This window comes from Micromonospora sp. LH3U1 (assembly GCF_028475105.1).
Taxonomy (GTDB): Bacteria; Actinomycetota; Actinomycetes; order Mycobacteriales; family Micromonosporaceae; genus Micromonospora.
The window spans coordinates 3591581-3605373 of record NZ_CP116936.1 but is presented as its reverse complement, the minus strand read 5'-3'; the positions used below and the strand labels follow the sequence as shown (position 1 = coordinate 3605373).

The following is a 13793-nucleotide window of genomic DNA, read 5'->3' as shown; positions in this document are numbered from 1 at the left end:
ATCAGAGGCGGCCGATCGGCTAGGCTGCCCGACCGTGACTGACGACGCCGCCACTCCCCCGACCTGCCTGGCCCACCCGTTCCCCGGCCAGCCGCACGCTCCGGCGGGGTGCGCGGCGGCGCGCGGGCTCGACGGGCGTCCGGTGCACGCGGCGGCGTTGAAGTTCTTCTGGGGGCCGATGGACTGCGGCAAGTCCACGATGGCGCTGCAGATGAACTACAACCACGCCCGGCAGGGCCGTCGTGGGCTGGTCACCACCCGTATCGACCGGTCGCTGGGCCCACAGGTCACCACCCGCATCGGGCTGGCCCACGAGGCCATCGAGGTCACCGACGACCTGGACCTGCGGGCCCTGGTCCGCGGCCGGTGGGCCGACGGGGTACGCGTCGACTACCTGATCTGCGACGAGGCGTGCTTCTACACCGTGGAACACGTCGAGCAGATGGCCGAGCTGGTCGACAGCTACGACGTCGACGTGTTCGCGTTCGGCCTGGCCACGGACTTCCGGTCCCGCCTGTTCCCCGCCACGCAGCGCCTGCTCGAACTGGCCGACGAGGTGGCCCGCATCCAGGTCGAGGTGCTCTGCTGGTGCGGCCGGGAAGGGCTGCTCAACGCGCGCGTCGTCGACGGACGGGTCGTCCGCGAGGGTGCGCAGGTCGTCATCGGCGACACCGTGGACACCGCCGAGGTGCGCTACCAGGTGCTGTGCCGCCGGCACTACCGCAGCGGCGACCTCGGCCCGGCGAACACCGGCCGCTGAGCGAAGACACGCCGGCCGGCCGCCCCCAGCTGGGGACGGCCGGCCCTGGTACGGGTGGATCAGCCCACACACACCTGCTGCGCCTTGACATTCCACGACGCGGCGAATGGCACGATCTCCCGCCCGGTGGCGTCCGCGCTGTCCAGTGCCGCCTTGGGCAGCAGGGTCGCCACCGAGCCGGACCCGAGCAGCCCGGTCAGCACCGCGCCGACTCCCGCCGTCTGCGACCCCGGCGCGCAGGACGGCGCGGTCGCGGTCTTCGGCGCGTTCGCGTTGAACGCGCTCGTCGCCTCCGTCAACGCCATCGCCGGCAGCGGGTTGGCGCAGAACGCCTGGGTCTGCAACGTGAAGTTGCCCGGCGCGCCGAACACGTACGCGGTGCTCGACACCGAGCCGAGCGCCGAGGTGAACGCCAGCTCGTCGATCGCCACCGCGGCGTTGGCGTTGTCGATCCGGTACCCACCGCCGAAGGTCTTCTTGCCCGGCGGGCACACGGCGGTGATGCCCACCTTGTTCAACGCGTTGTTCGCCGACGTGGTGGTGACCAGTTGCAGGCCGGCCACCGCCCCGGCCGGTGCGCAGACCGCGAACGCGTCCACCGACCAGGGCACGTTGGTGGCGTTGGCCTCCACCCCGAGCACGGTCACCGTGTGCAGGGTGGCGTCGGCGTAGACGCGGGTCATCAGGACGTCGCCCTGACCGTCGTTGATGCGCCCGCCGGCACCGACGACCTGGTCGACGCCGTTGCAGGAGATGGGCATCGTCTTGGAGTTCGTCGCGTCCAGGACGCTGGTGGCGGCGACCCGGTACAGGCCGACCGACGCCTGCGCCGGGCTCGTCGGTGCGAGCAGCGTCGTGGCCGCCGCCATGCCGGTCAGCACTGCCAGACCAGCCAGTTTCCGCTTCATTGGATCTTCCCTCCGCACTGCCTCGTCGACGGTCGACGACGGCTGTGGGATCAGACTCCGCACGGCCGTCAGGAGGGCGTCAGCAGCGCGACCGCGGACGGCGTACTGACGCCACGATGACGTGCGGCTGCGACCCTGCGGGCGACGTCATCGCGGCGTCGCCGGGCTCCGGACGGGGGCCCACGAACAGGAGGTCCCATCATGCGTACCCGAGCGTCGGCGGCGGCGGTGCTGGCCGCCCTACTGCTCAGCGGCGGTCTGGTCGGCGGCGGTGGCGTCGCGGCGCACGCCGATCCGGACGCGAATCCGTGCGCCACCACCGACGGCGACCCGATCATGGGCACCGACGGTGACGACATCCTGTACGGCGGCAGCGGACCCGACGAGATCTACGGGCTCGGCGGCAACGACACCATCTACGGTGGCGGTGGCGTCGACACGATCCGCGGCGGCGCCGGCGACGACACCATATTCGGTCAGGGCTGCGGGGACATCATCGTCGGCGGCGCCGACGATGACCTGCTGGCCGGCCTCGAAGGCAACGATGTCCTCTCCGGTGCCAACGGCGCCGACCTGCTGATCGGGCAGACGAGCGGCATCATCTGGGGTGTCGTCGCCGGCGACACCCTCGACGGGGGGTCCGGGGCGGACACCTGCGCGGACGACAGCAGCACCGACCCCAACGACATCTTCTACAAGTACGTGATGACCGACGCGGGCAACGAGAACCTCTACAGCTGCTGACCGGCCCGCCTGCGCAGCACGGCCGGGTCCGGGGACGGTGCGTCGATCGAGCGCATCGCCCCGGCCCACCGGTCGAACGCCCGCCGGGCCTCCCCGTGCCGGCCGGCGCCGACCAGCGTCCCGACCAGCGCGCGGTGCGCCCACTCGTCGTAGGAGTCGGCGTCGAGCAGCCGGACCAGGGTGGTGGCGGCCCGGTCGGCGTCACCGTCGCGCCGGTACAGGCGGGCAAGCTCGCGTAGCGCCCGCAACCACACCGAGCGGGTCTGTTCCCGCAACCCGTCGGCCCAGTCCGCGTAGGGCTCGTCGGCGAAGGCGTCCCCCCGGTAGGCCGCGTCCACCTCGGCGAGCATCTCGCGGGCTCGCGCCGGGTCACCGTCACGGGCGAGGCGCTCGGCCTGCGGGACGTCAGCGAGCAGGCTCTCCGCGTCGACGACCACCCGGGTCAGGTCGACCCGCACGCCGGTCAGGTCGGCGCGGACGTACCGGTCGACGGGCCACCGGCGGGGCGGGTCGAGCACGGCACGCACGGCGGACAGCAGCACCGACAGTCGGTGCGCGGTACGCCTCGGCTCGTCGTCGGGCCACAACAGGTCACACAGTTCGGCCCGCCCCACGGCGCGGCCACGCCGGGCGACGAGGATCTTCAGCAGCGTACGGGCCTGCCGGGACCGCCACGCCGGCAGCGGGACCTCCCGCCCACCGACGATGACCTCGAACCGGCCGAGCACCCGCACCTCGACGGTGCCACCGCCGGCGGTCGGCTCGGACAACTGCCGCCCGTCGACCGTCTCGACCCCGAGCGCCACCAGCCGGTCGGCGGCCACCTGCGCCGCCGACCGCTGTGCGCCGTCGGCACCCGGGATGCGCCCCAGCAGGACGACGGTCTGTTCGGCGGCGGGACCCGCGCCCGCGGCCGCCAGATCTCGCCGGCCTCCAGCAACGCGCCCCGGCTCGCGGCCGGCTCGGCGGCGACCGCGGCGGTGAGCTCCAACGCCTCCGCCAACGCGTCGGACTGCCGGCCGGCCCGGGCCGCACCGACCGCTTCGGCCGCCCGCCGCCGGGCCACACCCAGATCACCCCCGGCGTACGCCACCCAGCCCGCCGCGACCAGCGCGGATGAGAGCAGGAACGCCGGCGCCAGCCGGTGCGCCTCGTCGGCGGCGGCACGGGCGGCCGCGAGGTCGGCGCCCGCGCCCTCGCACCGCAGCCGGGCCAGGCCGACCAGCGCCGGAATGAGCACCTGCAGGTCTCCCACGTCGCGGGCCAGCTCCACCGCCTCGGTGAAGGACGCCAGCGCCTCCTCCCGCCGGCCGAGGCGGCGGCTGACCTCGGCGATCCCGTAGACCCCGGCCGCCGCCCGGTTCAGCCCCAGCCGTTGCGAGACCAACGTGGATCGGGTGAAGTGCAGCGTCGCCTCGTCGTAACGCCCCAGCCGCAGCAGCGCCTCACCGGCGTTGTGCAGAGCGGTCACCAGCGCTCCCGGCGGGCCGGCGAGTTCCGCCGAGCGGACGGCCCGCACGGCGGTGGCCAGCGCCGACGGGTAACGGGCCTCCCGCAGCAGGCAGTGCGCCTGGTTGACCAGGACCCGCGCCTGCTGGACCAGGTCGCCCGCGCGTTCCGCCGCTGCCAGGGCCTCGGCGAGGTGCCCGTCGCGGCGGGTGCCGGACGAGGTCAGCGCGGCCGCGATGTGCGCCGCCGCCAAGGGGCCGTCCTCGTTCAACTGCTGCGCCGCGGCGAGCGCTCGGGTCCCGGTGGTGAGGGCGTCCTCGACCTGGCCGAGTTGGGCGAGGGTGCTGCTGCGGCAGGCCAGCAACAGCACGTCGTCGGAGTCGGGCGGGGTAACCGTCGGCTGTGTACCGACCAGGTCGAGCACGGCCAGGGCACCGGCATAGTCGGCACGCAGGTACGGCACCATCGCCGCCCGCCAGAGCAGCCGCGCCGACCAGCGACGGTCGCGGTCCGCCTGTGCCAGCAGCGGGGCGAAGACCCGTGACGCCTGGGTCACCGAGCCGGACATTCGCAGCGCCTCACCGTGGATCAGCCGGATGTCGGCGCTCTGTTCGGTCTGCGGCAACGCGCTGACCAGTTCGGTGACGTCCGGCGCACCGCCGCCAGCGAGCATCTCTCCGCCGTGGCGTGCGATCAGGTCAGCGCACCCGCCGGTGTCACCGGCGTCGTGCAGGGCTCGGGCCGCCGCCAGCGGGTACGCGTTGGTCAGGTACCAGTCGGCGGCGGCGTGCAGCCGGTGGCGCCCTGCGGCGTCTGGCCGGCCCGACTGCTGCGCCAACACCGCCGCGAGCACCCGGACCAGGTGAAACGTCGGCGGCGTACGGCCGGTCTGTCGGCGGGGGTGGGCGACCAGCAGCCCGGTGCGGATCGACCAACGCAGCGCCTCCTCGGTGGCGTCGGCCGTGGCGTGACCGTCGACCACCACACACAGCGGTGCGCTGACCGGATCGAGGTCGTGGACACGACCGAGCAGCCGCGCCACAGGCGGGGGCAGGTCGGCGAGGACCTCATCGCGGGCGAAGTGCCCACCGGCGGTGCCGGGCTCGGTCAGGGCCGCGAGCAACTCCCGCCGGCCGACGCCCTGGCGGCCGAGGGCGTCACCGGCGAGGTGTACCCACGCTGGCCAGCCGGAGGTCAGCTCGTACACCAGGTAGGCCAGGTCGCTGTCGGGCACCGCGTGCTCGTCGCGCAGGATCCGGGCGACCGCGTCGCGGCTGAGCGCGAGGGTTTCGGGCCCGCGCTCGACGACGGGTACGGCACAGGCGCTCAGCGCCTCGTCGGCCAGCGGATGTCGGGCAGCCAGCGTCACCGCCGGCTGACCCGGCAGCGCGGTCAACAGACGAACCAGGGTCAGTTGGTCGTCGTCGGTGAGCGCGGACACCTCGTCCACCGCGACCCGGGCCAGCGGGCGCGCGCCCGTCGGTGGGCTGGTGGCGAGCGACGCCACCTCGATCAGGTCGGTCGCCCGGTGACAGGCCGTCGGTCCGTCCCCGCCGATGGTCTCCAGGGCGGTGGTCTTGCCGTAGCCGGCGGCGGCCACCAGCATCAGCCACCGCTGTGGCCAGGTCCGCTGCGCGGTTGCCATCGCGTCGCCTCCGCTCGTCCGAGCACTGCGGAAGGTCACCCGGAGGGCCGGTGACCCACGCTAACCAGCCGGCGGTCGGCCTGGTGTGCGGTTGTCCTACAACCGACGCAGTGCCGCCGGACGGTCGGGACGGCTGTCGGGCGGCCGGTCGTACCCGAACCGGTCGGTCATGATCACGGCGATGGTCACCGCCACCGTGGCGCACGCTGCGACGGGCACCCCCAGCCCGACGCAGACCGGCATCAGCGTCAGCAGGACCACCACGGCCACGATCCGGCCGGTCGGCAGGGTCCGCCACAGCACCGCCTTGTAGGCGGCGTGCCCGGCGAGGAACAGCGCCGGACCACCGAGGGTGAACAGCACGGTGACCGTGGTGGCGGGCGCACCGGGCTCGCGCAGCAGCCGCTCGTCGCCCGCCGAGGTGACGATGATGCCGGCGACCATCACAGGGTGCAGGTAGTTGAACGCCAGCCGGCCCAACGCGCCGGTGCGCTCCCCAGCGCGGGCGATGACCTCCTCCGCCGCCGGCGCCGACCGGGCGAAGTACACCCACCACAGCGCCACCGAACCGGCGAACGCCAGCACGAACGCGCCGGACATCGTCAGGTCCAGGTGCTGCGCGAGTGTGCTCCCGGTGACCAGGATCGACTCACCCAGGGCGATGAGGATGAACGCCTGGCACCGCTCGGCCAGGTGCCCGCCCTCCACCATCCACCGCTCGGCGGGACTACGGCCCAGACCGGGCACCGGGAACCCGGTCGACAGGCCGATCACCTCGATCACGATCGCCGCCGCCCACAGCACCTCCTGGAAGGCTCCGCCGACCACGGCGCCGAGCGCCACGAGCAACGACGTTGCGGTGAACCACGGCAGCGTCTTCTGAAACCCGTCGACCAGCCACGGCTGGCCCTGCACCGCCCACAGCGCGAACAGGGTGCGGCCCACCTGCACGGTCACGTAGACCAGCGCGAAGACAAGCCCGGCGCCGGCGAACGCCTCGGGGATCGCCGCCGAGAGCAGCAGGCTGCCCAGCATCAGCGCGATCAGCAGCGCCCGGACCGGCGCCTGGTCGGGTCGCAGCCAATTCGTCCCCCAGGCGGTGTAGATCCACACGAACCAGACCAGCGCCAGCAGGAGCGCGGTGCGTGCGGCCCCACGCCAGTCCGGATGCGCGATCAGGTAATGCGCCAACTGGGTGATGGTGAAGATGAAGACCAGATCGAAGAAGAGCTCCGTCGAGGTGGTCGGCTCCACCCCCCGACGCTCGCGTAGCAACCAGGGCCGCTTCGGCCGGACGACCGGCGGCTCAGAACGGGTCACCACACACCCGCCAGTCGCCGCCCTCGCGGACCACCGGCAGGCGGCGTTCCTCGCTGATCCCACCGTCGCGGGTCACCTTCACGGTCACCGTGCCCTGCGGTCGCCCGCTGCGGGTGGCCACCGACACGTCGGTGATCTCGTAGTCGGTCACCATCGGCGGCGTACGCACCCAACTGGTGAAGCCGATGGCGCTCCACCGGCTGCGCGCGTCCTCGCAGAGCCGCTCGTACGCCCGGTCGCTGTCGCCGAGGGCCACCTCGTTGAGGAAGCCGTCGGCGGTCTCCCGGATCGGGCCGGCGGCCTGACGGACGGTCTGCAGGTTCCAGGCGCCCAGGCCGGCCACCCCGACGCAGCACAGCGCCACGCCGAACCCGACGAAGGCCAACCCGGTGCGCATCGGGCGGTGACGCCGGGCCGGTCGGCTCCACGGCTGGCCGGCACCCACGACTACCGACCGTAGAGAACACCATCGCACCGGAGCACGACAAGCCGAAAACTGGGTGCGCCCGGTGGGCGGGTATGCCCTGTTCGGATCGACCACGGATCGTCTACCGTCGGCGCACACCCCCCGAGCAGTGTCCAGGAGCCGATCGATGAGCCGCTTCGTGCAGCCGGTACCACGCCCCGTCGACGCGTACGCCGGTGACGGCCTGCTGCGGTCCTGGCTGGAGCGTCACCTCGGCCCGGCCGGGCACGCCGCCGCGAAGGGCCGCCTCGCCGACCTGGCCGCCGACGTCGCCGGGCCGCTGCGCGCGGCGCACGCCGACGCGGAGGCGCACCCGCCGACGCTGGTCCGCTACGACCCGTGGGGTGCCCGGATCGACCGGATCGACACCTCCGCCGGCTGGCAGGCGCAGCGCGCCGCCGCCGCCCGACACGCCGTGGTCGCGCTGCCCTACCTTCCGGACGCGCGCGGCACCTGGGGCGCCGCCGCGCGGGTCGTGCAACACGCCCTGCTGCACCTGTACGGGCCGGAATCGGCGACGTTCTCCTGCCCGGTGGCGATGGCCGACGGGGCTGCGGCGCTGCTCAGCATGCCCGACGTGGACGCCGGCGTCCGCAACACGTGGCTGCCCCGGCTGATCTCCACGGACCCCGCCACGGCGATCACCAGCGGGCAGTGGATGACGGAGTCGCAGGGCGGCTCCGACCTGGGCCGATCGAGCACGGTCGGCCGCCCCGCGGCGGATGGTTCGTGGCGGCTGACCGGAGAAAAGTGGTTCTGCTCCGCCGCCGACGCGGCGATGGCGGTGGCGCTGGCCCGACCGGAGGGCGCCGGGCGCGGCAGCCGCGTGCTCGCACCGTTCCTCGTTCCCCGGTACGCGGCCGACTCACCGCTGGCCAGCGGCGTGGCACCGGACTCACCCGCACCGGGTGTCACCGTGCACCGTCTCAAGGACAAGCTCGGTACCCGGGCGCTGCCCACCGCCGAGATCGGTCTGCGCGACGCATACGCCGTACCGCTGGGCGACCCGGCGGTGCCCGGCCTGGTCCGGGCCATGACCCTGGTGGTGGTGACCCGGGTGCACAACGCCGCTGCGGCGGCCGGCGGGATGCGACGCGGTCTCGCCTACGCCCGGGCGTACGCCGACGTGCGGCACGTCGCCGGCGGCGCGCTGGCGTCCTCGCCACTGCACCGGGCGACGCTGGGCACCCTCGCGGTCGACGCGGCGGGCGCGTTCGCGCTGGCCGGGCACGCATTTGCCCTGCTCGGGCGGGTCGAGGTCGGTGCCGACCCGGTGGCCGCGGCGGAGCTGCGCATCGTGGCACCGCTGGCGAAGCTGGCCACCGGTCGGCTCGCCGTCAGCTCCGCCAGTGAGTACGTGGAGAGCTTCGGCGGGGCCGGCTACGTGGAGGACACCGGCGTGCCCCGACTGCTGCGCGACGCCCAGGTGCTGCCGATCTGGGAGGGCACCACCAACGTGCTGGCCCTGGACGTGCTGCGCGCGTTGACCCGGGAGGACGCCGGGGCGCCGCTGCTGGGCCGGCTCGCCGCCGCCGTCGACCTGGCCCGGCCGCTGTCGCCGGTGCTGGCCGACACCCTGGCCGCCGCCGCCGCGCAGCTGGGCGACACCATCACCTCGGTGACCGCCGACCCGGGTGCGCCGACGGTGCTCGCCGGCGCCCGTGGCCTGGCGCTGCGCCTGGCGTACGCGCTGACCACCGCGCTGCTCATCGAGCACGCCGCGTGGGGTGACGAGCAGGCGGAACTGGCCGCCCGACTGTGGGCGCGGCGCTGGCTGCGGCACGAGGAGATCGCCGAGGACGCCCACCACCATCTGGACCTGCTCTGCTGACCGGCCGGCGCGGGCGGACGGTTGGGCGCCCATGTCGGTGCTGATCGAGCTGGACGACGACCGGGGCGCGCCCCCGGACGACCGCCCGCCGCCGCCGGAGGTGTCCCGCCGCTGGCGGGTGGCGCTGCTGCTGATGGTGTGTGGGCTGCTGCTCGGCGGCGCCGCCGAGCCCGCGCACCTGACACCCCGGGTCGGGCCCGCGCTGCCCGCCGGAGCGACCGTGCTCGGGTCAGGCCCGCTGCTGCTGGTCGTCGACCCCGGCACGAACCCGCCGACGTTGAGCGCCTACGACGCGGCCGCGCCGCATCGCCCGGCACGGTGGCAGGTCACGATGCCGCCGGCCTCCGGGTGGTCCGCCGAGGCAGCTGGCGACCTGCTGCTGGTCGCCGAACGCGACCAGGTACGCGGGGCGAGAGTGACCACCGCACGGTCGATGCGTACCGGCCAGCCACTGTGGCAGCGACCCGAACGGGTGTACGCGGCCGGCGACGCGGCGGTCGCGGTGAGCGAGGTTCGCAGTGCCTCCGATCCGGGGCGGCGGGTCGAGGGCACGGTGCACGGCGTCGAGCCCGCCACCGGCGCGACCCGATGGTCGGTCCCGTTGCCCTCCACGGCCGTTCTGAGGGTGCTGCCCGGCACGCCCGGGCGAGTGCTGCTGGTGCAGGACGACGGGCTGGCCCGGCTGCTCGACGCCCGCGACGGCACCGACCGGGGACGGGGATGGCTTCCGCCGGCCGATTACGGCCCGGACAATCCCCAGGTCGTCGGCGGGAATCTGGTGCTGCGCCACCCGAGCGGCAGTGGGGCGGCGTTGACCGGGTACGACCTGCCTGGGCTGGCACCGCGCTGGCAGACGCCGGTGGAGCCGGGCGAGCTGACCCTGCGGCCCTGCCAGGGCCTGATCTGCGGACACGATGAGCGGGGCCGCTGGGCGATCGACGTGGGCACCGGTACGCGGGCGTGGACGTGGCCGGCCGGCGCGCGCTGGCACACTGTGGCGGGCGCACGGGTCGCCACGGAGCCGCTGTTGCTGCTGGGAATGGCGTCGGACGGCAAGCGCACCCTGGTCGCGACGGTGGGCCGGGACGGCCCTCGGGTGACCGCGGTGCTCCCGGCGGGCCTGACCGACTGCCGGCGGGTCGCCGCCGGACTCATCTGCCGCGACGGCACCGCACGCGTGACGGTCTGGCCGCTCGACGCATCCTGACCCGGCGTCAGCGGAGGGGCCCACGGGCGACAGCGGCGCGCATCGCCGCCGGATCGCCGACCGGGATGAACTCCAGCCACCAGGTGGCACCGGCCGCGGTGAGCTCGTCGAGGTACGTCCGTTCGGCGCGTTCGTCGGGTCTGCGCCGCCGGCCGCCGATCGCCACGTCGAACGGCTGGCCGTCGGCGCGGGTCGGTGGCAGGGCGCTCACCAGCTCGCGTACCTCGTCGGGGGTGAAGTCGGACCACTCGTCGGTGTCGGTGAGCTTGTACGGCACGATGCCGTCGGCGCGGGCCGCGCGGCGGCGCACCGCGGCGGCCTGGGTGCTGCCGCCGACCCAGACCGGCACCCGGGGCGACTGCACCGGCGCGGGTCGCAGCGTCACCCCGTCGGCACGGTAGTGGGTGCCCTGGTGGCTGACCCGCTCGCCGCTGAGCAGCCCGGTCAGCAGGTCGAGACCCTCGTCGAGCATCGCGGCCCGCACGGACATCTCGGTCTGCTCGCCGAACGCGGCCAGCCCTCGGTCACCCGGGTCGCCGACGCCGACCGCCACGGTGGCGCGGCCCGCGCTGAGGTGGTCGAGGGTGAGGACCTCACGCGCCAGCTTCGCCGGGCGGCGCCGGGGCAGCGCGGTGACCGTGGTGCCCAGTCGCACCCGGGCGGTGCGGCCGGCGATCGCAGCGAGCACCAGCCATGGGTCGTACGTGGACGGCTCGTCGCCGGAGTAGTGGATCAGGTAGTCCTCGAGGAACACGCCGTCCCAGCCGGCGCGCTCGGCGAGCTCACCCAGCTCCACGAGGGTGGACACTGTGACGGAGGCACCGCCGCAGGAAATCTCCAGACCGTGTCTCATCCGTCGACCGTAGGGCGGGGGTCCGACGCTCAGCCGCGAGTGTCACTGGACCGGGGTTGTCGGGGGCCGGCGGCATACTGCTGACGTGACAGTCTCTGCAGACCTCGCCATGGTCAACCTCGACAGTTCCGACCCTGCCGGCCACGCCGCCTTCTACCATCAGGCGCTCGGCTGGGAGGTCACCCACAGCCAACCCGAGTACGCGATGATCAGCTCCGGTGGCGTCTCCATCGGCTTCGGGCTGGTCGAGGGCTACCAACCGCCGTCCTGGCCGGACCCGACGGGCGACAAGCGCTACCACCTGGATCTCTATGTCGACGACCTCGCCGCGGCAGAGGAGAAGTTCGTCGCGGCGGGCGCGTCGAAGCCGGACTTCCAGCCCGGCGGCGAGCGGTGGGTGGTGCTTCTCGACCCGATCGGGCAGCCGTTCTGCATCTGCCCCCGCCCGCAGAGCTGAGCAGCACGCCCCAGGTCGGGGGCCGCGTGCTGCTCAGCCGCGACGACGGGACCGGGCCGCCCACACCACGTAGGCCGGGTCGCGGTCGAGGTTGTGCCGGTCCCGGTCGTAGCGGCGGGTCGTGCGCGGGTCGGCGTGGCCCATCGCGTCCTGCACGTCCTCCAACGGGACACCCTCGGAGCGGGCCGTGGTGGCGAAGGCATGCCGCAGTGAGTGCGGGGACAGCTTCGCCCAGGCCGGGATGCCGGCGGCTCGGGCAAGCCGCCGGACCATCCGGAACACCGAGTGCCGGTCCAGCCGGGCGCCGCTGGCGGTGACCAGCAGCGGCCCGGTCAGCTGTGGCACCGGCACGCCGGTGGCGGCGGCCCGTTGGGCCAGGTAGGCGTCCACCGCGTACCCGGTGCCGGGGGTGAGGGCGCGACGGCGTTGCTTGCCGCCCTTGCCGACGAAGCGCACGCTGCGGTGCCCACGCTCGGTGCCGAGGTCGGTCAGGTCCAGCGAGATCAGCTCCCCGACCCGCAGGCCCAGGTCGGCGAGGAGCGCGATCGCCGCCCGGTTGCGCGCGGCGGTCGCGCCGGTGTCCGCGTCGGCGGCGCCGAGCAGGGCGTCCACCTCCTCGGGGGTGAGCCCGACGGTCGCGGAGTGGTCCCGGTCGACGCGGGGCCGGTCCGCGCCGGAGACCGGGTTGGCCGGCACCCCACCGAGTTTGACGAGGAAGTCGTACCAACTGGACAGCGCGGAGAGCCGGCGCGCCACGGTCGCCGGGGTGAGCGGTCTGCCGCTGCGGGCGCCGATCGTGGATTCCAACGCGCGGGCGTAGTCGTTGACGTGCAGGAACGTGGCCCGCAGCGGGTCCAGGTCGCGGCTGGCGCACCAGGTGAGCCAGCCGGTGACGTCGCGCCGGTACGCGTCGCGGGTGTGCTCGGACAGCCGCCGGTTGCGCAGCCATGCCTCGGTGACCTCGACCGGCCCGCTCGGCAGCGCGGGTGGCGCGGACGGGCGGGCGCGCACCGGAGCGTGGGAGAACACCATGTGAAAAAGGTTCTCAGTCTCGGGTGGGATCGGCGTGCAGGCGCGCCGATCCCACCCGAGACCGTGATCAGGCGTTGATCTGCCGGCGTCCGTCGCCGTTGGCGGTGATGGTCACCCGGCGTGGCTTGGCGCGCTCGGCAACCGGGATGCGCAGCGTCAGCACCCCGTGCTCGTAGCCCGCCTCCAGCTTGTCGGTGTCCAGAGTGTCGCCCAGGAACAGCTGCCGGGTGAAGGTGCCCATCGGGCGTTCGGCGGCCACCAGCTCGACGCCGTCGCCGGCGGGCCGGCGACGCTCGGCGCGGACGGTGAGCACATTGCGCTCGACGGTGCAGTCGATGCTGTCCGGGTCGACGCCGGGCAGGTCGAACGCCGCGTAGAAGTGGTCCCCGTCGCGGTAGGCGTCCAGGTGCATCGTCGCGGGACGGGCTGCCGTACCGAAGAACTGCTCGGCGAGCCGGTCGATCTCGCGGAACGGGTCGGTACGCATCAACATGGTCATGCCTCCTCGGTTCTCCTAGCCGAAGGTGATGAGTTGAGCCGGTGCGGCTCAACTTCCTCCTATTTTTTAGCGCGTCCGGAGCCGGGCGTCAACCGCTCACGGCAGCCGCTTTTCGAACCAGTGCTCGGCGTAGGGGCCTCGCGAGAACGCCGGGATTTCGACGTAGCCGTGGCGGGCGTACAGGGCGCGGGCCTCGACCAGGTCAGCGCGGGTGTCGAGCCGGATCCGATCCACCCCGGCCGCCCGGGCCTCCTGCTCGACGGCGGCCAGCAGCACGGCGCCTCCACCGGCGCCACGATGCTCGGGGCGGAGGAACACCCGGGTCAGCTCGGCCCAGTCCGGCTGCCAGCGCAGCCCGGCGCAGCCGGCCAGGTCAGAGCCGTGATGAGCGAGCAACAGCAGTCCGCTCGGGTACGCCAGGTCGTCACTGGGCAACTCGGCCAGCGCCTCGTCGACCTCACCGGGCAGGGCCGGGCGGCGGTGGTAGCGGATCACCATCTCGGTCATGTACTCGCGCAGCAGCTGCACCGCGTCGGGCCGATCGGGACGGCTGGTGCTGGTCACCCAGGTTGGTCGGACGGTGGTGGTCATTTGTCGATCATCACCGTCCGGTCAACGGCTT

14 protein-coding genes are annotated in these 13793 nt (G+C 73.8%); 5 read left to right on the top strand and 9 right to left on the bottom strand.

All coding sequences use genetic code 11. The features are described from left to right. The first annotated feature begins 34 nt into the window (after window positions 1-34). Window positions 35-760: a thymidine kinase gene (locus PCA76_RS16490; protein ID WP_442930126.1), complete on the top strand. Its 726-nt coding sequence runs from the start codon at window positions 35-37 to the stop codon at window positions 758-760. Between the two features lie 59 nt (window positions 761-819). On the opposite strand, the gene PCA76_RS16485 is transcribed toward PCA76_RS16490, so the two are convergent. After that, window positions 820-1668, bottom strand: coding sequence for a hypothetical protein (locus PCA76_RS16485; RefSeq protein ID WP_272611315.1), 849 nt, complete (start codon window positions 1666-1668; stop codon window positions 820-822). A gap of 201 nt (window positions 1669-1869) precedes the next feature. Between PCA76_RS16485 and PCA76_RS16480 the strand changes: the two genes are divergently transcribed. Then, window positions 1870-2412, top strand: a complete 543-nt coding sequence (locus PCA76_RS16480; protein ID WP_272611314.1) for a calcium-binding protein — start codon at window positions 1870-1872, stop codon at window positions 2410-2412. Here the strand turns inward: PCA76_RS16480 and PCA76_RS16475 are convergent. The 4 genes from PCA76_RS16475 to PCA76_RS16460 form a co-directional block, all read right to left on the bottom strand. Continuing rightward, the gene (locus PCA76_RS16475; RefSeq protein ID WP_336298078.1) at window positions 2400-2849 is read right to left on the bottom strand and encodes an AfsR/SARP family transcriptional regulator; all 450 of its coding nucleotides are present in this window, start codon (window positions 2847-2849) and stop codon (window positions 2400-2402) included. The two genes, PCA76_RS16480 and PCA76_RS16475, sit on opposite strands and share 13 nt — an antisense overlap. Before the next feature lie 206 nt (window positions 2850-3055). Next, entirely contained in the window at window positions 3056-5506 is a 2451-nt protein-coding gene (locus PCA76_RS16470; RefSeq protein WP_272611313.1) for a tetratricopeptide repeat protein, read from the bottom strand. A 96-nt stretch (window positions 5507-5602) separates the two neighbouring features. After that, window positions 5603-6826, bottom strand: coding sequence for a low temperature requirement protein A (locus PCA76_RS16465; protein WP_272611312.1), 1224 nt, complete (start codon window positions 6824-6826; stop codon window positions 5603-5605). Then, entirely contained in the window at window positions 6813-7271 is a 459-nt protein-coding gene (locus PCA76_RS16460) for an Rv0361 family membrane protein (RefSeq protein ID WP_272611311.1), read from the bottom strand. The genes PCA76_RS16465 and PCA76_RS16460 overlap by 14 nt, the downstream gene beginning before the upstream one ends. 148 nt (window positions 7272-7419) lie before the next feature. Between PCA76_RS16460 and PCA76_RS16455 the strand changes: the two genes are divergently transcribed. Beyond that, complete coding sequence (locus PCA76_RS16455) at window positions 7420-9123, top strand: acyl-CoA dehydrogenase family protein (RefSeq protein ID WP_272611310.1); 1704 nt, start codon at window positions 7420-7422, stop codon at window positions 9121-9123. Window positions 9124-9154: 31 nt separating this feature from the next. Next, on the top strand, window positions 9155-10330 hold the full coding sequence (locus PCA76_RS16450; RefSeq protein WP_272611309.1) for a PQQ-binding-like beta-propeller repeat protein: 1176 nt from the start codon (window positions 9155-9157) through the stop codon (window positions 10328-10330). A 7-nt stretch (window positions 10331-10337) separates the two neighbouring features. Here the strand turns inward: PCA76_RS16450 and PCA76_RS16445 are convergent, their stop codons facing one another. Continuing rightward, window positions 10338-11183 carry an LLM class flavin-dependent oxidoreductase gene (locus PCA76_RS16445; protein ID WP_272611308.1) on the bottom strand — a complete coding sequence of 282 codons (846 nt, stop codon included), beginning with the start codon at window positions 11181-11183 and terminating at the stop codon, window positions 10338-10340. An 85-nt stretch (window positions 11184-11268) separates the two neighbouring features. Between PCA76_RS16445 and PCA76_RS16440 the strand changes: the two genes are divergently transcribed. Continuing rightward, window positions 11269-11640, top strand: a complete 372-nt coding sequence (locus PCA76_RS16440) for a VOC family protein (protein WP_272611307.1) — start codon at window positions 11269-11271, stop codon at window positions 11638-11640. Between the two features lie 33 nt (window positions 11641-11673). On the opposite strand, the gene PCA76_RS16435 is transcribed toward PCA76_RS16440, so the two are convergent. The 3 genes from PCA76_RS16435 to PCA76_RS16425 form a co-directional block, all read right to left on the bottom strand. Further along, the gene (locus tag PCA76_RS16435) at window positions 11674-12672 is read right to left on the bottom strand and encodes a tyrosine-type recombinase/integrase (RefSeq protein ID WP_272611306.1); all 999 of its coding nucleotides are present in this window, start codon (window positions 12670-12672) and stop codon (window positions 11674-11676) included. A gap of 67 nt (window positions 12673-12739) precedes the next feature. Beyond that, complete coding sequence (locus PCA76_RS16430; protein ID WP_272611305.1) at window positions 12740-13165, bottom strand: Hsp20/alpha crystallin family protein; 426 nt, start codon at window positions 13163-13165, stop codon at window positions 12740-12742. Window positions 13166-13267: 102 nt separating this feature from the next. Beyond that, window positions 13268-13762 carry a GNAT family N-acetyltransferase gene (locus PCA76_RS16425; protein ID WP_272611304.1) on the bottom strand — a complete coding sequence of 165 codons (495 nt, stop codon included), beginning with the start codon at window positions 13760-13762 and terminating at the stop codon, window positions 13268-13270. Between the last annotated feature and the right edge of the window lie 31 nt (window positions 13763-13793).

Excerpts from the sequence above, each read along its gene's own strand:
- PCA76_RS16485 (WP_272611315.1), bottom strand. The coding sequence starts at position 1,668 with ATGAAGCGGAAACTGGCTGGTCTGGCAGTGCTGACCGGCATGGCGGCG.
- PCA76_RS16480 (WP_272611314.1), top strand. The coding sequence starts at position 1,870 with ATGCGTACCCGAGCGTCGGCGGCGGCGGTGCTGGCCGCCCTACTGCTC.
- PCA76_RS16470 (WP_272611313.1), bottom strand. The coding sequence starts at position 5,506 with ATGGCAACCGCGCAGCGGACCTGGCCACAGCGGTGGCTGATGCTGGTG.
- PCA76_RS16455 (WP_272611310.1), top strand. The coding sequence starts at position 7,420 with ATGAGCCGCTTCGTGCAGCCGGTACCACGCCCCGTCGACGCGTACGCC.
- PCA76_RS16450 (WP_272611309.1), top strand. The coding sequence starts at position 9,155 with ATGTCGGTGCTGATCGAGCTGGACGACGACCGGGGCGCGCCCCCGGAC.
- PCA76_RS16445 (WP_272611308.1), bottom strand. The coding sequence starts at position 11,183 with ATGAGACACGGTCTGGAGATTTCCTGCGGCGGTGCCTCCGTCACAGTG.
- PCA76_RS16435 (WP_272611306.1), bottom strand. The coding sequence starts at position 12,672 with ATGGTGTTCTCCCACGCTCCGGTGCGCGCCCGCCCGTCCGCGCCACCC.
- PCA76_RS16430 (WP_272611305.1), bottom strand. The coding sequence starts at position 13,165 with ATGTTGATGCGTACCGACCCGTTCCGCGAGATCGACCGGCTCGCCGAG.
- PCA76_RS16425 (WP_272611304.1), bottom strand. The coding sequence starts at position 13,762 with ATGACCACCACCGTCCGACCAACCTGGGTGACCAGCACCAGCCGTCCC.